This window comes from Streptomyces sp. SD15 (assembly GCF_054462255.1).
This window is the reverse complement of record NZ_JBTLMO010000051.1, coordinates 32,747-52,090: the sequence shown is the minus strand read 5'-3', so window position 1 is coordinate 52,090 and position 19,344 is coordinate 32,747. Positions and strand designations below refer to the sequence as shown.

Sequence of the window (19,344 nt, the reverse complement as noted above, 5' to 3'; positions counted from 1 at the left end):
GGGGCTCCACGGGGTCCTTTCAGGCGTAGCGTCCCTCGAACCACGCGTGAACCGCCAAGGTGTGCAGCGGGAAGGCGAGTTCGGTCGGCCTGCGCAGCAGGTGCCAGCCCTCGGTCTCGTCCGTGGCGGCGGACGCCGGCAGTTCGGCGGCCGGGCGCGTCGGGAGGAGCCCGAAGAGCAGCAGGTGACCGGCGGGAGAGCTCATCGCGTCGGCGAGCCGCACCTCGTGGCTCGCCGCGTCGATACCCGTCTCCTCCTTGAGTTCCCGGACGACGGCGTGCCGCCAGTCCTCCCGGTGGTCGATGAATCCTCCGGGCAGCGCGATGCCTCCGCGCGCGGGAGCGATGGTCCGGGTGATGACGACCAGGGCGGTGCCGCCGGCGTCGTACACAGGTTGCAGGGCTACCGCGACCGGCAGTGGATTGCGGTAGGCCACGGTGTCACAGGCGGCGCAGGTGCGGGGCCAGCCGGAGACACCCTCTCCGTAGGGTGTTCCGCAACTCGAACAGTGCGAGTCCGGCGCGAAGTCGGCGGATGGGTGCAGGGGTGCGGGCACGCCGCGGACTGTATCCGATCACTGCGGATCCTCTTCGGGGCGTCCTCGGTGCGTCCTCGGATGTCGCCCGCCCCGTCGCCACAGGGCGGGCCGGCATGGCTCAGTCGGACGAAGTCAGGGACGCCTTGGACACCGGGAAGTCGAAGTAGGTGTCCGGATACGACTCAGGCCTGTACGTGTAGTGCCACCATTCCTCGGCGAGGTTGACGAATCCGAGGTCCTCCAGGGTGCTCTTCAGGAGCAGTCTGTTGGCGCGCTGCGCACCCTGGATGCGCGGGTCCAGGGTATGGGAGAGGGTGTCGAAGCAGTCGAAGCCGGTGCCCATGTCCACGGAGTTGTCGGGGAACCGCTCGTCCTGGGGCGCGTAGCAGGGTACAAGGGGCTCTCCGGGGATGTACGGCCTGGTCGGCTTCGCCGGCAACCTGACGATGGTGAGGTCCATCGTCGAGCCGCGGCTGTGTCCGGACTTCTCGGCGATGTAACCGTCCTCGAACAGACGGGTCTTGTCGACCTGCGGATAGAACTCCGGCTTCATCGACTCGGCGTCGAGGTCCTCGGCCCAGCGGACGAAGTGGTCGACAGCGCGCTGCGGCCGGTAGCAGTCGTACACCTTGAGGGTGTAGCCCTTGCGCAGCAGCGCCACTTGGGCCTGGTGAAGGGCGTCGGCGGCGGGCCGGGTCAGGATGCAGATCGGCTGAAGGTAGCCGTCGATGCGCTCGCCCACGAAATTGTGCGGCGTGAAGTAGCGCATCTCCTGGATGATCGTCGGGTCTACGGATCTCAGGGCTACGAAGTCCTCGGGGGCCTTCGGTTCGGGCGTCGCCCGGGCGGTGGCGGAGGCCGAAGTCACGGCCAGCAGAGCGGTGAGTGTGGTCACCAGGCCGCGCACGGCGGTCGTAAGTCGTGTCATGTCCCCTCCATCTATCAGACGCGGGTTCCGCGCAGGAAGGGATCGCATACGGCCGGCACCCATGCGGCGATGAGGGGCGGCCGGAACCACCCCCGTGGGCCCCGGCCGCCCCTCCCGATACTCCGACGCCCGGGGGGCCTGCATGGTTCTCCACATCACCCTGCCGATTTTCCGGTACCCATGGCAGACTTCTGAAGACTTCTGACGATCCATCAGATCCGGCGCCATGGAGGGATCTTGTCACGTACACGCTCACCCGTGGTCACCGGATGGTTCACCGGCGAGAGCTGGGACGACTTCCGTCTGCTCGGCACGCGCTGCTCGGTGTGCACTTCTGTCTTCTTCCCCCGCGAGGACGCCTTCTGCCGCAATCCGGGCTGCCGAGGCGGAGAGCTGACCGAGGTATCGCTGTCCCGACGTGGTCGCGTCTGGTCGTACACGGACAGCAGGTACCGGCCGCCGTCACCGTATGTGACCGATCCGGAACTCTCGTGGGAGCCCTACGCGTTGATCGCTGTGGAGCTGGAATCCGAGCGGATCGTCGTACTCGGTCAGGCGGTTCCCGGAATCGCCGTCGCCGACCTGGCGGTGGGCATGGAGGTGGAGGTCGTCCCCGGCGTGCTGAACGAGGACGAGGAGACGACTTGGACGACATGGCACTGGCGGCCGACAAAGGGGACGGCATGAGGGGCATGAGGCCTACGGGGGTGACGGCATGAGCAGCGACGTGGCGGTGCTCGGCGCGGGCATGCACCCGTGGGGCAAGGGGGGGCGCAGCTTCGTCGAGTACGGGATCGTGGCGGCGCGCGCGGCGCTGGCCGACGCGGGTATCGACTGGCGGGACGTCGGCTCGGTCGTGGGCGCGGCCACCGTGCGCGGCGGCTATCCCGGATATGTGGCGGGGGCGACGTTCGCGAAGGCGCTGGGCTGGCAGGGCGCGCGGGTCACGAGTGTCTACGCGGCGTGCGCCTCCGGAGCGCAGGCCCTCAACGCGGCGCGGGCGCAGATCCTTTCGGGCCTCGCAGACGTGGTGCTCGTGGTGGGCGCGGACGCGGCACCCAAGGGGTTCTTCCGTCCGGCGGGCGGGGACAGGCCGGACGATCCCGATTGGTTGCGGTTCCGGGTTCTCGGGGCGACGAATCCCACGTACTTCGGGCTCTACGCACGGCGGCGGATGGCCGTGCACGGGGACACTCTCGAGGATTTCGCGCACGTCAAGGTGAAAAACGCCGCCCAAGGGGCACTGAATCCGAACGCGCGGTATCGGACGAGGATCACCGCCGAGGAGGTGGCGGGCTCCGCGGTCGTCTCCGATCCGCTGCGGCTGCTCGACATCTGCGCGACCTCCGACGGAGGCGCGGCTCTCGTGCTGTCGAGCATGGGGTTCGCGCGACGGCACGGGGCGGCTGACCCCGTGCGGATCCGCGCCGTGTCGACGGTGACGCCGCGCTACCCCAACACCGTGCTGGACCTCCCGGACATCGCCACGGACTCCGCGATCGCGGTGGAGCCCCCGGCCGACAGCTTCCGGGCGTCGATCGCGCGGGCCGCGTACGAGGAGGCGGGCATCGCTCCCGAGGATCTCTCACTCGCCGAGGTGTACGACCTGTCCACGGCGCTGGAGTTGCAGTGGTATGAGGATCTGGGGCTGTGCGGTGAGGGCGGGGCGGCAAAGCTGCTGCGGGAAGGTGCCACGACGCTCGGCGGGCGCATACCAGTGAACGTCAGCGGTGGGCTGGCGTCCTTCGGGGAGGCGGTTCCGGCACAGGCCATCGCCCAGGTGTGCGAGCTGACATGGCAGCTGCGGGGCGATGCGGGCGACCGCCAGGTCGCGGGCGCGCGAGTGGGCATCACCGCGAACCAGGGGTTGTTCGGACACGGTTCGTCGGTCATCGCCGTGCATTGAGTCGGCAGGCGCGCGTACGCCCGTACGCCCTCTCGGTGACCGCAACATATGCCCATCTCGGTGGCCGTCCGTGCGCAAACGCCCGGCAAGCCTCCGCACCCGGTGTGACGACCTCGGAATGCTGCGTGAACAGCTTATGAATCGCGCCCGGGCGTGCGCGGGCGGCGTCATTATGCTCCCGTGCCCTCCTGGACGGATACGGTCCGCTTCGCCTTCCAGCCGGTCGTCAATCTGACGACCGGAGGAGTTGCGGCGCTGGAGATACTCGCCCGTCCGGAGGCCGGTGACATCTTGGCGCAGGCCCGCCGGGACCCCGAGCTCGACGGTCGGCTGGCCGCTTTGGCGATCCGGGCGGCGGCCCGTAAGGAGACGCTGCTGCCGCTGCATGTCAACGTGTTCGCCGGGACCCTGGCCGATCTCGGCAGACTGGCGGCGCTGCGCGACGCGGTGCGCGAAGCCGGCCGGCAGCCTTGGGAAGTGACGGTCGACGTCTGTCCGCCGTACACGCACGTGCCGCAGCGCGCCCTGTTGGAGGCGGTTGCTGCGTTGCGGGCCGAGGGCTTCCGGCTCTGCGCGGACGGGGTGGGCGACGGCGACGTACCGCTGCGGCTGCTCACGGATCTCGCGCCCGAGCTGGTGAAGCTCGACGTGTCCCTGCTGGCGCGGCCGGCGGCGGTGCGGGCGATGCGGACGCTGTGCGAGCAGTTGGGCGCACTGCTGTCGGTCGAGGGAGTCGAGACGGAGCTTCAGTGCGCGGCCGCGGTGTCAGCGGGCGCGCAGCTGGCGCAAGGCGAGCTCTTCGCGCCGCCCGCCCGACTGCCCGCGGCGGACGTATACGTTCCGGCCCTCTCCACCGGCGTCACGGCGGCACCCCGGTCGGGGCCGTCGGTACGGCAGTTCGTGCGACCGGCGGCGCTGCTGCCCGCGACGGCATCCGCGGGGCAGGTGCGGGCGCTGCTCACCGGATCGCCCGACGTGTCCGGGGTGCTGCTCGTGGATTCCTCCGGGGTCCCTGTCCGGTCGGTGCACAGGTCGCGGTTCCTGTTGTCGATGTCGGGGCCGTACGGGCATGCGCTGTACGCCGACCGACCGGCCGCCAAACTCGGCGATCCGCCACGTACCGTCGGCGTCGACGCCACCGCGTGGGAGGTGCTCGACGTGGTGGCGGACGGGGAGCGGGACCGTACGTCCGACGACGTCGCGGTCGTCGACCACTTCGGGCGATGCGTGGGGGTCGTACGCCTGGCCGATCTCGTACGAGCGCTCTCCGAGAGCCGGGTCGAGGAGGCGGCGGGGCTCAACCCTCTGACGCGGTTGCCCGGTTCGGACGCGATCACCGGAGAGGTGGACCGGCGGATCGCGGACGGCCGGACGTTCACGCTGAGCTGGCTCGACGTCGACCACTTCAAGCAGGTCAACGACGGAGCGGGGTTCGCGGCGGGCGACGAGCTGATCCGGGCGGTCGGGCGGGCTCTGCAGCACGCTGCGTCCGGGGCGACGCGGGTGGGCCACATCGGTGGCGACGACTTCCTGGTGCTCGCGGACCCGGACACCCTCGATCCGCTGGCCGGCTCGGTGCTCGATACGCCCTGGTCGGCGGGCGGCCTGACCGTCACGCTGTCGCTGGCCACGGTCCTGTGCGCGCCGGGGAGCGTGACCGACCATCGGCAGGCGGCGGCCTGTCTGGCGCCGCTCAAGCAGGCCGCGAAGGCTCTGAGCGGGGCGAGTTGGGTGCTGGGGAGGGCGGGCCTGCCGGGCCATGAGGTCCGCCGCGGTTCAGGGGCGGCACAGGCTCAGGCGGGCTGAGCGGCGGGGGTGGCGCGGGACGACGCCTGACCGCGGATCACACCGACATGCGCCGTCCGCCCGATACGGGGCCCTCCCCAGGGTTGCCCCGATGACAGGTCCTAGCCCTCAACACCCCGGGTCTCGGGCCTGCGACGGGCGATGCTGGACAACTGTGGGACGGGGGTGGCGCGTGGGTCGGTCGGCCTGCGCCCAGACTGCCGGTGAGGCCCTTACCGGGCCCGGATCTTGCCTCGTTCATGGCCTTCAACCGTTGCCGTCGCCGACCTTGACGCCCCCTGGGTGCCGGTGAACACTTCCGGGTGTCAATCGGCATCGCCGCATTCGGGCACCTTCAGGCACCGCGCCGCTCGGGATTCCGACCTGCACCAAGGGCCGTCCCCACGGGCGATTCCGCTGCGACGGCACGCTCGTCACGGACGCCGGGCGGGGCGCGGGACCTCCCTGCCCTCGGCTGAAGTAGCCAGGGGAAACGCACCCTGCACGGTGGCCCGGGGCGGATCGCTCCGGGCGAGGTCTAGGAGCCGCCATGAGCAACGGAGACATATTTGTCGGCGAGTTGATCGGCACCGCGATTCTGATTCTGCTCGGCGCGGGCATCTGCGCCGCGGTCACCCTCAACAAGTCCAAGGCGCAGGGCGCAGGTTGGGTCGTCATCGCCTTCGGATGGGGATTCGGCGTGCTCGTCGGCGCCTACACCTCGGCTCCGCTGTCCGGAGGTCAGATCAACCCCGCCGTGACGATCGGCTTCGCGATCGAGGGTTCGACCAAATGGGAGGACGTGCTCTTCTACATCCTGGGGCAGTTCGTCGGCGCCATCATCGGAGCCACGCTCTGTTGGCTGCTCTACCTGGGCCAGTTCAACCTCAACGCCGACGACGACAACGCCATCGAGACACTGGGCATCTTCTCGACCCGGCCCGCGACCTTGGACCGCGCCTCACCCATGCTTTGCTGCCGATTCCCAACAAGGGCACCTCGGAATGGAGTTATTCATGGATCCCGGTGGTCGGCCCGATCGCGGGTGCCGCCATCGGGGCCCGCGATCTACCACGCAGCATTCTGACGAAGGGGACGTCATGACGGACAACGCCGAGAAGTACGTCGCCGCAATCGACCAGGGCACCACCTCAAGCCGCTGCATCATCTTCGACCGGGGCGGCGCGATCGTCGCCGTCGACCAGCGCGAGCATCGCCAGATCTTCCCCAAGCCGGGCTGGGTGGAACACGACGCCACCGAGATCTGGTCCAAGGTGCAGGCGGTGGTCGCGGGAGCGATCGCCAAAGCCGGGCTGCGCGCCGAACAGCTCAGCGCGCTCGGCATCACCAACCAGCGCGAGACAACGGTCCTGTGGGACCGCGCCACCGGCAAACCCGTGCACAACGCGATCGTCTGGCAGGACACCAGGACCTCCGCGCTCTGCAATGAACTGGGCGGCCCGGACGGCCAGGACCGCTTCCGCGAGCAGACCGGACTGCCACTGGCCAGCTACTTCTCCGGGCCCAAGGCGACCTGGCTGCTCGACAACGTGCCGGGCCTTCGCGCACGCGCCGAGCGCGGCGAGATCGCCTTCGGGACCATCGACTCCTGGTTGATCTGGAATCTGACTGGCGGCACGGACGGCGGGCAGCACGTGACCGACGTCACCAATGCCGGGCGCACCATGCTGATGAACCTGGAGACCCTCCAATGGGACCAGTCCATCCTCTCCGCGATGAACGTCCCCGAAGCGGTACTGCCCGAGATCAGGTCCTCCGCCGAGGTGTACGGCACCGCGGTCGGCCAGCTCGCGGGCGTCCCCGTCGCGTCTGCGCTCGGCGACCAGCAGGCGGCGGTCTTCGGGCAGGCCTGCTACGACGTGGGTACAGCGAAGAACACGTACGGCACCGGTAGCTTCCTGCTGCTCAACACCGGCAACCGCCCCGTCCCCTCGAAGAACGGGCTGCTCACGACCATGGGCTACAAGATCGGCGGTGAGGCGCCCGTCTACTGTCTCGAGGGGTCGATCGCGATCACGGGTGCCCTCGTGCAGTGGTTCCGCGACCAGCTCGGCATCATCCGCACCGCCGATGAGATCGAGACACTGGCCGCCAGTGTCGAGGACAACGGCGGAGCGTACATCGTGCCCGCTTTCTCCGGCCTGTTCGCGCCGTACTGGCGCTCCGACGCGCGGGGGGTCGTCACCGGACTCACGCGGTACGTCACGAAGGCACACCTCGCCCGCGCGGTCCTCGAGGCGACGAGCTGGCAGACCCGTGAGGTCGTGGACGCCATGTTCCAGGACTCCGGGGTGCAGATCACCACGCTGAAGGTGGACGGCGGCATGACCAAGAATAATTTGCTGATGCAGCACCAGGCGGATGTCCTCGGAGTGCCGGTGATCCGCCCCAAGGTCTCCGAGACCACGTGCCTGGGCGCGGCCTACGCGGCCGGGCTCGCGACCGGCGTGTGGAACGATCTCGACGAGCTGAAGTCGCATTGGCAGAAGGACGTCGAGTGGACGCCGTCCATGGAGGCCGCCGTGCGCGACCGCGAGTACCAGAACTGGCGCAAGGCGGTGGAGAAGAGCTTCGGCTGGCACGAGGAGGGCCTGAGCTGACGAAGCCCGATGGGGGTCTACGCGCGCGTGCGTCCCGGGTGAGCCACGCGCGCGTGCAGGACCGCGGCCCGTACCCCGGTCGGCGGGGGTACGGGCCGTTTCGGCGCGCGTACGGGCCGCGTGGTCAGGTCGTGACCGACTCACGTCGATCGGCCGCATTCGCCATCGCATGCTGGACGACCTCGATGAGGACTTCCTTGGCCGACTCCCGATCGCGTGCGTCGCAGAGGACGACCGGCACGTCGTCATCGAGGTCGAGGGCCTGCCGGACGACTTCGGCCGGGTAACGGGCAGCTCCTTCGAAGCAGTTGACACCCATCACGAACGGTATGGAGCGCCGCTCGAAGTAGTCGACGGCGGCGAAGCAGTCCTCCAGGCGACGGGTGTCAGCGAGCACGACGGCGCCCAGCGAGCCGGTGGCCAGCTCGTCCCACAGGAACCAGAAGCGGTCCTGTCCGGGCGTCCCGAAGAGGTAGAGCACCAGGTCCTCGCGGAGCGTGATACGGCCGAAGTCCATGGCGACGGTGGTGGTGTGCTTGGCCTCCACACCGCTGGTGTCGTCGACCGGGCGGCCCGCCTCGGTGAGCACCTCCTCGGTGCGCAGCGGTTTGATCTCGCTGACCGCGCCGACGAGGGTCGTCTTGCCCACGCCGAAGCCGCCGGCCACCAGGATCTTGAGCGTGACGGGCTCGACCAGGGGCTTGCCGCGCTCAGAACGCCCGAAGATCATCGATCTCTTCTCCTGCTTGATGGGGGTCGCGTGACGGTGGGCCGTAGCCCCCGCCGCCAGGGGTTTCGATGACGAGTACGTCGCCGGGGCCGACGTCCGCCGTATCACTTCCGCCAAGTTCGACGACTGTGCCGTCCGCGCGCTCCACCCGGCCCGCGCCGAGCGCTCCGGGCTCACCGCCGGCCATGCCGTAGGGCGGGATCCTGCGGTGCTGGGAGAGCGTGGAGACGGTCATGGGCTCGTGGAACCGGATACGGCGCACGGCACCGTCCCCTCCGCTCCAGCGCCCCGCGCCGCCGCTGCCGCGCCGGACCGCGAATTCGTCGAGCTGGACCGGCAGTCGCCACTCCAGGACCTCGGGATCGGTGAGCCGCGAGTTGGTCATATGGGTCTGTACGACGGACGCGCCCGGGAAGCCGTCACCGGCGCCCGATCCGGAGGCCACGGTCTCGTAGTACTGGTACCGCTCATTGCCGAACGTGACGTTGTTCATCGTCCCGGACCCCTCGGCCTGCACTCTCAGGGCTCCGTACAGTGCGCCGGTGATCGCCTGGGACGTCTCCACGTTGCCCGCAACCACGGCTGCCGGGGGCTCGGGGGCGAGCATCGAACCGCGTGGCACCACAATGGCGAGGGGGCGCAGACAGCCGTCGTTGAGCGGGATGTCGTCGGCGACCAGGGTGCGGAAGACGTACAGGACGGCGGCGTTGACCACCGAGAAGGGCGCGTTGAAGTTGGTGGTCAGTTGCGCGGACGTACCGGTGAAGTCGACGGTTGCGGAGCGTTCTTCGCGGTCCACGCGGACGCTGACACGGATGACGGCCCCGGAGTCGGTCTCGTAGGCGAACTCACCGTCTTCGAGGGCGTCGATGACTCGGCGTACGGCTTCCTCGGCGTTGTCCTGGACGTGGCGCATATAGGCCTGGACGACATCGAGCCCGAAGTCCTCGATCATGCGTGCGACTTCGTCGACGCCCTTCTGGTTGGCGGCGATCTGGGCACGTAGATCGGCAAGGTTGGTCTTCGGGTTGCGTGAGGGGTAGGGCGCCTCGGTGAGCAGACGGAGCGTCTCGGCTTCGCGGAAGCGGCCGTTCTCGGCGAGCAGCCAGTTGTCGAAGAGGATGCCCTCCTCCTCGATGACGCGGCTGTTCGCGGGCATGGAACCCGGTGCGATACCGCCGATCTCCGCATGGTGGCCGCGCGAGGCGACGTAGAACAGGATTCGCTCACCCTCCGTGTCGAACACCGGGGTGATCACGGTGACGTCGGGGAGGTGCGTGCCGCCGTGGTACGGGTCGTTGACCGCGTACGTGTCCCCCGGCCGCATGCTGCCTCCGCGCCGTCGGATGACCTCCTGCACGCTCGTACCCATCGAGCCCAAGTGGACAGGGATGTGGGGGGCGTTGGCGACAAGGCTGCCGTCGGGGTCGAAGAGGGCGCAGGAGAAGTCCAGGCGCTCCTTGATGTTGACCGACTGGGCCGTGGATTCCAGGCGGGCGCCCATCTGTTCGGCGATGGACATGAAGAGGTTGTTGAAGACCTCAAGGAGAACCGGGTCCGATTCCGTGTCAAGATCGGAACTCTGCGTAACCGCCGCGCGTTCCATGACCAGATGCCCGTCGTGGGTCGTCGCGGCCCGCCAGCCGTCGTCGACGACGGTCGTCGCACCGGACTCGGTGATGATCGCCGGGCCGGGGACCGTTTCACCGGGGGGCAATTCCTCGCGGCGGTGCAGGGGCACGTCTCGCCAGGCGCCGCCTGTGTGGAGGCTGGCCGTCTCCGGGGTGGCGGAGCGGCCTTCATAAGCGACCAGGGCGGAGAGATCGGGGGGTTCGGTGAGACCAGTGGCTTCTACGGAGAGTGCTTCCACGACGACTGGGCGTTCGAGGGTGAAGGAGTAGGTGGCGCGATGGCGTTCTTCGAAGGCCTGACTCATGGCGTCGGGCTCGGTGAGCTCGACGGTGAGTGCCGTGTCCGTGCCGTCATACCGGAGCTGAGCACGACGAGTGATGCGGATGCGGTCCTCGGGCACGTCCTCGGCAAGGAGTTCGGCGCGAGCGACGCCCTCCAAGTCGTCGGCGGTCTTGAGGATGCCGGGCATCGCGGAGGCTTCCAGGGGCGCTTCGACGGACTGCTCGCGCATGGCCGTCGTGTCGGCGAGTCCGATGCCGAGGGCGGAGAGGACACCGGCCATGGGTGGGACCAGGACGGTACGGATGCCGAGCGAGTCGGCGACCATGCACGCGTGCTGACCGCCCGCGCCGCCGAAGGTGGTCAGCGCGTACCGGGTGATGTCGTGGCCCTTCTGGACCGAGATCCGCTTCACGGCGTTGGCGATATTGGCCACAGCGATCTGCAGGTAGCCCTCCGCGACCTGCTGCGGCGTGCGGTCGTCGCCGGTCTTCTCGTGGATCTCGCGGGCGAGGGCGGTGAACCGGTCACGGACCAGTGCGTCGTCGAGGGGCTGATCGCCCTCGGGTCCGAACACCCTTGGGAAATGTGTGGGTTGGATGCGGCCGAGTACGACATTGGCGTCCGTCACGGTGAGCGGACCGCCGCCCCGGTAGCAGGCCGGACCGGGGGCGGCGCCGGCCGAGTCAGGGCCCACCCGGTAGCGGGAGCCGTCGAAGTGGAGTACCGAGCCGCCGCCCGCGGCGACCGTGTGGATGTCCAGCATGGGCGCCCGCAGCCGGACCCCGGCGATCCGCGTGGTGAAGACCCGCTCGTACTCCCCCGCGAAGTGCGAGACATCCGTGGATGTGCCACCCATGTCGAAGCCGATGACGCGGTCGAAGCCGGCGAGCTGCGACATCCGGGCCATGCCGACGATGCCGCCAGCGGGGCCCGACAGGATGGCGTCCTTGCCGCGGAACTGGCCGGCTTCGGCGAGGCCTCCATTGGACTGCATGAACATCAGCCGCACGCCCTGGAGCTCATCGGCGACGTGCCGGACGTAGCGGCGCAGCACGGGCGACAGGTAGGCGTCGACGACGGCCGTGTCGCCACGCGGGACCAGCTTCATCAGCGGGCTGACCTCGCTGGAGAGCGAGATCTGCGGGAATCCGACAGCGGCGGCCAGATCACCGACGGCCTGTTCGTGGGCGGGGTGGAGGTGGCTGTGCACGCAGACGACAGCGACGGCGCGGATCCCGGCGTCGTACGCCTCCTGGAGGGGCCCGGAGAGGGCGTCCAGATCGGGGGCGCGCAGGACGGTGCCGTCGGCGGCGATCCGCTCGTCCACCTCGACGACACGCTCGTACAGCAGCTCGGGCATTTCGATCGCGCGCGCGAAGATGCGGGGCCGGTTCTGATAAGCAATGCGCAGGGCGTCGCGAAAGCCTCGGGTGACGACAAGGAGGGTGCGCTCACCCTTGCGTTCCAGCAGGGCGTTGGTGGCGACGGTGGTGCCCATGCGGACAGCCTCGATCCGCCCCCTTTCGCCGTCTGCCCTACCGGCTCCGCGACCGCCCTCTGCCAGGAGGTCGCGGACGCCCGCGACCGCCGCGTCCCTGTATCGGGCGGGGTTGTCGGACAGCAGTTTGTGGGTGAGCAGACGGCCGTCCGGGCGCCGCGCGACGATGTCGGTGAAGGTGCCGCCTCGGTCGACCCAGAACTGCCAGCCTGTCACGTCTGTCCCCTGCTTCCGCCCAGCTCAGAGTGCCCGGAGGCCGTTGATCACGTCGCGCAGAATACTCTCGTCCGGCAGTTCGGCGGGGGGTACGGGACGTGTCACATGGACCATTTCCTCGGTCACGAGGTCACCGATGAGAACGCGCACCACTCCGATGGGAAGATCGAGTTCGGCGGCGAGCTCGGCGACCGACTGGGGGGCGTCGCGGCACAGTTTGACGATGTCCAGGTGTTCCGGGGACAGCGAGTGGTCCGCTCCGGGGTCGTCCGCGTGGGACTCCGTCACGACCACCGCGATCAGATCGAGGCGGTGCTGGGCCGGACTGGTGGTGCGGCCTCGTGTCATGGCATAGGGGCGGACCACCGGTCCGGCGTCGTCGTCGAACCAGTGGCGTGTTCCCTGACCGTCTCCGCTCATGTCATCCCACTACCCACCCGAGGGCAGATCGGTGCGCGGAGTGGCGGCCAGATGTGTGCCGACCCGCTTCACCAGGAGCGTCATTTCGTAGGCGACCTGCCCGACGTCGGAGTCGGAGTCGGAGAGAACGGCGAGGCAGCTGCCGTCACCGGCGGCCGTGACGAACAGAAAGGCGTCCTCGAGCTCGACGACCGTCTGCCGGACACCGCCCGCTTCGAAGTGGCGGCCGACGCCCTTGGCGAGACTGTGGAAGCCGGAGGCGACGGCGGCCAGGTGCTCGCTGTCCTCCCGGGTCAGGTCCTTCGAGGCCCCGGTGGGGAGGCCGTCGCCGGAGAGCACGATCGCCTTGCGGATGCTGGCGACGCGGTCGACCAGGTCGTCGAGAAGCCAGTTCAGCTCTCCCGAAGCCTTGGTGGTCGCGGTAGGCCCTGCGGCCTTCGGTGCGGTCATCGACCGTCTCCCTTTGTCGTTCGTGGTGCTGTGCCGTCCTGGGCGTCGTCGCCCGCGGCGTTCTCCTCGCGGCCGCGCTGCCAGCCCCGCTGCAGCGAAGCCATTCGGCTGCGTACCTCGTCGGCGTCGCGATCGGCGAGATCCGCCCCGTTCCCGTTGGGGGCCTTGTCGCGCTCCGTAAGCCGTTGGGGTCCGTCCTTCAACTGCGGGGCCAGATTGGCCTGCCGAACGCGGCGGGGCAGCGGGCTTGCACCCGATTCTGCCCCTTCCGGCGCGGCGTCGGAGCTCGGGGTGGTCTCGGCCGTGCCGGACGACGAGGTGGTGCGACGAGTGCGTTGGGGGAGAGCGGGGGCCTCTCGAAGACCGGAGGTCTCAGGTCGGAGGCCTGGGGTCTCGGCGCGCTCGCCGTTACGACGCGTGGAGGTTTCGGTGCGCTCGCCGTTACGGCGCATGGAGGTCTCGGAGCGCTCGGCATGCAGGACGGCAGGCGGCTTCAGGCTCTCCCGCTCCGCCACACCCAGCAGTTCCACCGGCTCCCGGCCCTCCACCGGCTCCCGAGCCTGCACGGGTTCGAGAGCCTGCACGGGCTCCTCGTCCGCCTCGCCTCGTCGGGGTCTCGTCCGGGTCACGGGACGACCGTGCGAGCTGACGAGCTTGGGGGTCCCGCGGCGCGGCAGCGAGACCGGAGCGCCCGGATGGTCGCCGTCGTCGGAGCGGGCCGTCTCGCCGCGGCTCTCGCGGGGCTGCTGGTGCTGCTCGACGGGGACACCGGCGATGGAGCGGCGCGGCCGGAACAAGCCGCCTTGGCCGCCGTCCTCGTCGTCGAGGGCGGCCGGGAATCCGCTGAGGGTGTCCAGCTCGACCGGCGCCTCCAACTCGACGGGCCCGTCCAGGATCGAGGGGGGCAGGCCGGGGAGGTGCACCGGTACCTGGGAGAGCGCCGAATTGCGGTCGTCCTCGATCTGGCCCTCCTTCGAGGGCAGCGCGCGGTCGAGACGGAAGCCGATGCCGTTGGTGTCCGGGACGTCGTCCGTGAGCAGCGCGTCGGGGATGAAGACGACAGCGGTGGTACCGCCGTACGGGGATGTCTGGAGGGAGACACGGACGTTCTGCCGCTGAGCGAGTCGGCTGACCACGAAGAGGCCGAGCCGGTCGGTGTCGGACAGCTCGAACTCGGGGGTTTCGGCGAGCCGCAGGTTGGCGTCGAGGAGAGCTTCGGCCGCCATGCCCAGGCCGCGGTCGTGGATCTCCAAGGTGAAGCCGTTGGCGACGCGCTCGCCGACGACCTGCACGGCGGTGTGCGGGGGCGAGAACACCGTGGCGTTCTCCAGGAGTTCGGCCACGAGGTGGGTGAGGTCGGCGACCGCCGGCCCGGTGACGGCGACGCGGGGCAGTCGGCGTACCTCGATGCGTTCGTAGTCCTCGACTTCGGCGACCGCGGCGCGGACGATGTCCATGAGCTGGACGGGCTTGCGCCACTGGCGGGACGGGGCGGCGCCGGAGAGGATGACCAGGCCCTCGGCGTGCCGGCGCATGCGCGTGGTCAGGTGGTCGAGGCGGAAGAGGTCGGCCAGTTCATCGGTGTCCTCGGTCCGGCGCTCCATGGTGTCGAGCAGAGTGAGCTGCTTGTGCAGCAGGACCTGGCTGCGACGGGCGAGGTTGACGAAGACCTCGGAGACGCCGTCCCGCAGTTCAGACTGCTTGACGGCGGCCTCGACGGCGGCACGCTGCAGGGTGTTGAGGGCCTGACCGACCTCGCCGATCTCGTTCTTGTCGTACTCCAGGCGCGGCACTTCGGTCTCGACGTCGACCTGTTCGCCCGCGGAGAGGCGGCGCATGACGCTGGGCAGCCGGACGCCGGACGCCTCGTGGGCCTCCAGGCGCAGTCGGCGCAGATCACGAATAAGGCCCCTGCCGATGCGCACGGACATGATGAGCGAGACCAGCAGGGCGATGAGGCCCAGTACGCCCGCGATGACCACCTTGACGATGATGCCCATGGCCACCGGCCGGACCCGGTCCTGATAGCGGTCGCCCGCCTTGTCGTCGAGATCGCCCAGTTCCTTGAGCACATGGCCGGCCGCCCGGTCCCAACTCTTCGCGGTGACGCCGCGGGGCAAGCCGGAGGGAGAGATGGCGACGGCCTGTTCGGCCACGCGCAGGGGAGCCGTGTCGGCGTTCTTCCAGTAGTGCTCGAAGCGTTCGCGTTCCGAGGAGGGCAGCAGCGGCAGGTTGACGCCGTACAGCAGGGTGCGCTGGGCGACGAGGTCGGAGATGTCGCGGATTTCGTCGTCGGTGACGCGGCCCGCGACCAGTGCGGAGCCGAGGAGGGCATCCTCGCGGGAGAGCAGTTCGCGGGCGACAGCCACGTTGACGAGGGCGCGGCCCTGCTTGTCCATCTCCACGTTGTCGACCACGTGAAGATTGGACATCAGCGTGTAACAGGGGTCGACCAGACGGTTGTAGCGGTCGAAGGCCTGGGCCCGGTTGACGGTGCCCTCCTCGATGCTGCGGCGCAGCGAATCGATACCGTCGAGGGCGTCCAGGATGGAGATGAGACGCTCCGAGGTGCCCCCTCCCATCGCCTCGAGTACGTCCTCTTCCTTGGCGTTCTTGCGGACCTTCGACACGGCCCGGTCGGTGGCGGTCCGACTGCGCTTCAGGGCGGTGAGCGCGTCGGACGCACGAGGGTCGGCGAGATAGACGAGTGTCTGGCGGCGTTCCTGCTGGAGGACACGGACGGTGTCCTCGGTGGGGTAGCCGATCTTCTCGACGACATCCGACACATTGAACAACTGGTTGGCCTCGCGCCCGGTGAGTACCGTCGCGAAGGCCCAGATCCCTGTCAGAGACAGAAGCGGCACGAGGAGCAGCGCCACGATCTTCCGGCGGATGGACTTCCCGCGAAAGCGCATGGCCTCCCCCAGCTCGACCCCCTCCGACCCAGGGGTACACATGTGCGTCAACAAACGGCGTGAGCCTACTACCGACGCATAGGTATCTCGAAGGCGCGTCCGGTCGCTCACCCGGCGCGAAGGCAACAAGACATGGCCAGTTGGGGGAACAGGAGATGGGCAGTTGTCCGTTCATTGGGGGAGATTGCCTCCCCCGATCAGGCACCGGGGACCGGACCGCACCGGAACGGTGAACTTGGTCAGTTGGCCGGAATTCTTCGCTAGTTGGGAATCTTCGAGGCACGCCGTTCGTCCTTCTCTATGGGAAATGGGGGCGGAATCGGCTACAGGGGTCGCATGCCGCTCATAGGCGGCGTAAAACAGCGCAAGCCGGGCAGCCACTGGGGAGCCGGTGTCGCATGACACCTGCGCGAGGGGTCTGCTGGGCGGTGGGGAGTGACAAGTTGATGGGCACGGCGGAGCGGAGCGGGGCACCCGGGATCGGTGCTGCGACACCCGTGGCGGCGCAATGGGGCACCCAGGCACCGGATCGCGACATTCCGGCGGACGGGCACGACCGGACGGACGGGCGGCAGGCCACGACGGGCGGGCGCGACGAAGTGAACGGACTGGGCGTTGCCACGGGCGGGCGCAGTCGGGTGAGCGGGCGCGGCAGTGCCGGGGAGCGCGACCACGGGTGCGGGCAGGCCGGCGTCAGGAGCGGGCGCGAGCAGGACGGCGGGCAGGGCCTCGCCGCGGGTGGGCACACGGACGAGCATGAGGAGCAGGCGTACTACCGGCCGTTGTGGATCGAGGAGCCCGCACGCCGACGGCGACTGCCCGATCCGGTGCGGACGGCGGCCGTGCGGGCGGTGCTCATCATCTCCGTGACCCTGATTCAGGCGATGGTCGCCTTCCTGTCCACGCTGGCGGGATCCTGGCTGGCCTTCCCCATGGTCTTGAGCAGCGTGGCCAGCACGGTCGTAGCCACATGGGCCGCCCTCGACGTCTGGGTGACGCGCCAGGTGTGGAACCAGCGGAACGGGGTGGTGTCGGAGCCGAGCAGCACCGCGCGGGCCCTACGGCGCGAGCGGCGCCGGACCCGACGGCAGACGCGCGCGGCCGAACGCGCGCAGGAGCGAATACGGCGGCAGGGCGGGACGGGCCAGTTGTCGCACTCCTAGTACGGCTGACGGCTGACGGCTGACGGCTGACGGCTGACGGCTGACGGCTGACGGCCAAGGGGAGCACCCGGGGGCGTCACCCGGCACGTCGGTGGGGCGGGCCCTCCCCCGTAGGCCCGCCCGCGCAGCGGTCAGGTCGTCGCCGCGCCCGTCGGCTCCACCGGGTCGGCGCTGCGGACCAGTTCGCGCCGTGCCTTCATGAACGGGCGCGGCCGGTCGATGGAGAGCACAGCTGTCGTGAGACCGTCGCGTTCGTACAGGGCGAGGAAGCCGCCGTCGGCGGGAGCGCCGTCATCGAGTGCGCCCTCGGCGATACGGACGGTGTCCGCCTGGTGCCGGCGCCCCGCGAACTGGATCCGCGCGCCGTACTGGTCGGACCAGAAGTAAGGCAGGGACCGCACAGTCTCGACGGCACGTCCGGCGAGCAAATTGCGCACGGCGACACGGGGTTGTTCCGTAGCGGAGGTCCAGTGCTCGGCTCGGGAACCTCCGACACGGGCGACGTCACCGACGGCGACCACCTGCGGCAGTCCGGTCACACAGCCGTCGTCGCACAGCACACCGTCGTGCAGAGCGAGTGTCGAACCGGCGAGCCAGCCGGTGTTGGGGGTGGCGCCGATGCCTACGATCACGACGTCGGCGGGCAGGATCCGGCCGTCGGAAAGTTCCACGCCGGTGACGGCGGCTCGCGCCACGCCGTCCCGGCTGCGCTCCGCAGCGGGAGCGGAAGCGGTACTGCCCTCCGGGCCGACAGCGGCGCGGCCGGCCTCCGCGACGCGGCTCCCGCGCGCGGCAGCGACGCGGCTTCCGCGCAAACCGGCTACACCCGTGCCGGTGACGAGGTCGACGCCGCCACGGCGGTGCAGTGCGGCGCACACGGCGGCCATATCGAGGCCGAGTTGGGGTACGAGGGGCAGCGGCGCGGCTTCGATGACCGTGACGTCGTGGCCGAGTCCGGCGCAGGAGGATGCGGTCTCGGCACCGATGAAGCCACCGCCGATGACGATGACACGGCGCGGGCCCTGGGTGAGTTCCTCGCGCAGGGTGCGGGCGTCGTCGAGGGTACGCAGGGTATGCACGCCGACGAGGTCGTCGCCCGGGAGGCGACGGGCCGAGGCACCGGTGGCGATGACCACGCCGTCGGTGGAGACGGTGCGGCCGTCGTCGAGGAGGACGGTGCGGCCGCGGGCGTCGAGGCCACGTGCGCGTACGCCGAGAAGCCACTCGGCGCCGAGTTCGGCGCTCTCCTCGGGGTCGGTGAGGGCGAGTTGGTCCTCGTCGGTGCGACCGGTGAGGAAGTCCTTGGACAGGGGTGGGCGGTCGTACGGGTGGTGGGGTTCGTCCCCGATGATCACCAGACGTCCGTCGAACCCCTGGGCGCGCAGCTCGCGGGCAGCGTACAGCCCGGAGAGCGAGGCGCCGACGACGGTCACGGTCCTCATGAGGCGGGCCTCCGGTCCCGTGCGACCCGAGGGAGGTAGGCGTCACGGCCGGCCCGCCGGGACTCGCCGCGGTCCTGGCGGGTGCGCTGAAGCCAGGCGCTTCCCTCGCGGGTGCGCTGAAGCCCCTCACTCACCTCGCGGATGTGCCAAAGCCCGGCGCTGCCGTCGCGAGTGCACCGAAGCCAGGCGCTTCCGTCGCGAGCGGCATGCCGAGGCGGGACGTTCGACGCGCGAGCGACACGCCGGGGCGCGGTGTTCAACTCGTGAGCGGCACGGCTGGATCCGGCGTTCAGTTCGCGCGCGAATGCCGTGCCGGCGGCATCGGTCTCGTTCCTCATGCGGCGGTGCCCTCCTGCGCGGCCACGTGGACGTGGATGATTCCGTCGTCGACGGTGACGCGGTGGGTGCGGACGGGGCGGCGTGCGGGGAGGCACGTCGGCATGCCCGTACGGAGATCGAATGAGGCGGCGTGCAGCGGGCATTCGACCAGACAGCCCTCCAGCCAGCCCTCCGAGAGAGAGGCGTCCTGGTGGGTGCAGGTGTCGTCGATGGCATACAGCTCGCCGTCGGCGTTGAACACGGCGATGGGCGGTGTGGTGTCGACACGGACGGATTCGCCCGCGGGGAGGTCGTCAAGGCGGCAGACGGGAATCATGGGCCCCCCTCTCGGTCCTGGACTCTTCGTCCGGGACCTCCTGGTCCAGGTGGTCCGGGGACCTATCCGGTTCCGGACGCTTCGGTAACATGATGTTTCGCATGGCGCATGAGGGAGCGCTATGCGCAACAGAATCCGCGCGGGGGTCCCGTCACGTCAAGGG

General features: G+C 69.7%; 14 protein-coding genes and 1 pseudogene. 6 read left to right on the top strand and 9 right to left on the bottom strand.

The genetic code is table 11. From position 1 onward, the window contains the following. Window positions 1–19 precede the first annotated feature (19 nt). Together ACX28W_RS35290 and ACX28W_RS35285 are read right to left on the bottom strand one after the other, a co-directional pair. Window positions 20–556 (bottom strand): NUDIX domain-containing protein, encoded by a 537-nt coding sequence (locus tag ACX28W_RS35290; RefSeq protein WP_459004084.1) that lies wholly within the window; start codon window positions 554–556, stop codon window positions 20–22. 100 nt (window positions 557–656) lie between these two features. After that, window positions 657–1,466, bottom strand: coding sequence for a M15 family metallopeptidase (locus tag ACX28W_RS35285; protein ID WP_459004083.1), 810 nt, complete (start codon window positions 1,464–1,466; stop codon window positions 657–659). Window positions 1,467–1,724: 258 nt separating this feature from the next. On the opposite strand from ACX28W_RS35285, the gene ACX28W_RS35280 reads away from it, so the two are divergent. The 5 genes and pseudogenes from ACX28W_RS35280 (at window position 1,725) to glpK (ending at window position 7,778) form a co-directional block, all read left to right on the top strand. Continuing rightward, the gene (locus ACX28W_RS35280; RefSeq protein WP_459004091.1) at window positions 1,725–2,153 is read left to right on the top strand and encodes a Zn-ribbon domain-containing OB-fold protein; all 429 of its coding nucleotides are present in this window, start codon (window positions 1,725–1,727) and stop codon (window positions 2,151–2,153) included. A gap of 28 nt (window positions 2,154–2,181) precedes the next feature. Next, the gene (locus ACX28W_RS35275) at window positions 2,182–3,372 is read left to right on the top strand and encodes a lipid-transfer protein (protein ID WP_459004082.1); all 1,191 of its coding nucleotides are present in this window, start codon (window positions 2,182–2,184) and stop codon (window positions 3,370–3,372) included. Between the two features lie 180 nt (window positions 3,373–3,552). Next, the gene (locus ACX28W_RS35270; protein ID WP_459004081.1) at window positions 3,553–5,178 is read left to right on the top strand and encodes an EAL domain-containing protein; all 1,626 of its coding nucleotides are present in this window, start codon (window positions 3,553–3,555) and stop codon (window positions 5,176–5,178) included. 529 nt (window positions 5,179–5,707) lie between these two features. Then, window positions 5,708–6,244, top strand: a pseudogene (locus ACX28W_RS35265) (MIP/aquaporin family protein). A gap of 13 nt (window positions 6,245–6,257) precedes the next feature. Continuing rightward, window positions 6,258–7,778, top strand: coding sequence for a glycerol kinase GlpK (gene glpK, locus ACX28W_RS35260; protein ID WP_459004080.1), 1,521 nt, complete (start codon window positions 6,258–6,260; stop codon window positions 7,776–7,778). Between the two features lie 124 nt (window positions 7,779–7,902). Here the strand turns inward: glpK and ACX28W_RS35255 are convergent, their stop codons facing one another. Genes ACX28W_RS35255 through ACX28W_RS35235 form a run of 5 tightly spaced genes read right to left on the bottom strand, consistent with a single transcriptional unit; the run spans window position 7,903 to window position 15,921 of the window. Continuing rightward, the gene (locus ACX28W_RS35255; protein WP_459004079.1) at window positions 7,903–8,508 is read right to left on the bottom strand and encodes a GTP-binding protein; all 606 of its coding nucleotides are present in this window, start codon (window positions 8,506–8,508) and stop codon (window positions 7,903–7,905) included. Next, a complete protein-coding gene (locus ACX28W_RS35250) occupies window positions 8,489–12,136 on the bottom strand; it encodes a hydantoinase B/oxoprolinase family protein (protein ID WP_459004078.1) in 3,648 nt (1,215 codons plus the stop codon). Before ACX28W_RS35250 ends, ACX28W_RS35255 begins: the two co-directional genes overlap by 20 nt. A gap of 24 nt (window positions 12,137–12,160) precedes the next feature. After that, complete coding sequence (locus ACX28W_RS35245) at window positions 12,161–12,556, bottom strand: DUF742 domain-containing protein (protein WP_459004077.1); 396 nt, start codon at window positions 12,554–12,556, stop codon at window positions 12,161–12,163. A 9-nt stretch (window positions 12,557–12,565) separates the two neighbouring features. Beyond that, window positions 12,566–13,006, bottom strand: coding sequence for a roadblock/LC7 domain-containing protein (locus ACX28W_RS35240; RefSeq protein ID WP_459004076.1), 441 nt, complete (start codon window positions 13,004–13,006; stop codon window positions 12,566–12,568). After that, window positions 13,003–15,921 carry a sensor histidine kinase gene (locus ACX28W_RS35235; RefSeq protein ID WP_459004075.1) on the bottom strand — a complete coding sequence of 973 codons (2,919 nt, stop codon included), beginning with the start codon at window positions 15,919–15,921 and terminating at the stop codon, window positions 13,003–13,005. Before ACX28W_RS35235 ends, ACX28W_RS35240 begins: the two co-directional genes overlap by 4 nt. A 428-nt stretch (window positions 15,922–16,349) precedes the next feature. On the opposite strand from ACX28W_RS35235, the gene ACX28W_RS35230 reads away from it, so the two are divergent. After that, the gene (locus ACX28W_RS35230; RefSeq protein WP_459004090.1) at window positions 16,350–17,084 is read left to right on the top strand and encodes a hypothetical protein; all 735 of its coding nucleotides are present in this window, start codon (window positions 16,350–16,352) and stop codon (window positions 17,082–17,084) included. Between the two features lie 131 nt (window positions 17,085–17,215). Here the strand turns inward: ACX28W_RS35230 and ACX28W_RS35225 are convergent, their stop codons facing one another. Both ACX28W_RS35225 and ACX28W_RS35220 read right to left on the bottom strand, forming a co-directional pair. Then, window positions 17,216–18,526 (bottom strand): NAD(P)/FAD-dependent oxidoreductase, encoded by a 1,311-nt coding sequence (locus ACX28W_RS35225; protein ID WP_459004074.1) that lies wholly within the window; start codon window positions 18,524–18,526, stop codon window positions 17,216–17,218. A gap of 334 nt (window positions 18,527–18,860) precedes the next feature. Next, the gene (locus ACX28W_RS35220) at window positions 18,861–19,181 is read right to left on the bottom strand and encodes a bifunctional 3-phenylpropionate/cinnamic acid dioxygenase ferredoxin subunit (RefSeq protein ID WP_362079948.1); all 321 of its coding nucleotides are present in this window, start codon (window positions 19,179–19,181) and stop codon (window positions 18,861–18,863) included. Window positions 19,182–19,344 lie beyond the last annotated feature (163 nt).

What these genes read in the sequence shown, in the direction of transcription:
- ACX28W_RS35285 (WP_459004083.1), bottom strand. Translation starts at nt 1,466, where the DNA reads ATGACACGACTTACGACCGCCGTGCGCGGCCTGGTGACCACACTCACC.
- ACX28W_RS35235 (WP_459004075.1), bottom strand. Translation starts at nt 15,921, where the DNA reads ATGCGCTTTCGCGGGAAGTCCATCCGCCGGAAGATCGTGGCGCTGCTC.
- ACX28W_RS35220 (WP_362079948.1), bottom strand. Translation starts at nt 19,181, where the DNA reads ATGATTCCCGTCTGCCGCCTTGACGACCTCCCCGCGGGCGAATCCGTC.
- ACX28W_RS35255 (WP_459004079.1), bottom strand. Translation starts at nt 8,508, where the DNA reads ATGATCTTCGGGCGTTCTGAGCGCGGCAAGCCCCTGGTCGAGCCCGTC.
- ACX28W_RS35275 (WP_459004082.1), top strand. Translation starts at nt 2,182, where the DNA reads ATGAGCAGCGACGTGGCGGTGCTCGGCGCGGGCATGCACCCGTGGGGC.
- ACX28W_RS35245 (WP_459004077.1), bottom strand. Translation starts at nt 12,556, where the DNA reads ATGAGCGGAGACGGTCAGGGAACACGCCACTGGTTCGACGACGACGCC.
- glpK (WP_459004080.1), top strand. Translation starts at nt 6,258, where the DNA reads ATGACGGACAACGCCGAGAAGTACGTCGCCGCAATCGACCAGGGCACC.
- ACX28W_RS35240 (WP_459004076.1), bottom strand. Translation starts at nt 13,006, where the DNA reads ATGACCGCACCGAAGGCCGCAGGGCCTACCGCGACCACCAAGGCTTCG.
- ACX28W_RS35225 (WP_459004074.1), bottom strand. Translation starts at nt 18,526, where the DNA reads ATGAGGACCGTGACCGTCGTCGGCGCCTCGCTCTCCGGGCTGTACGCT.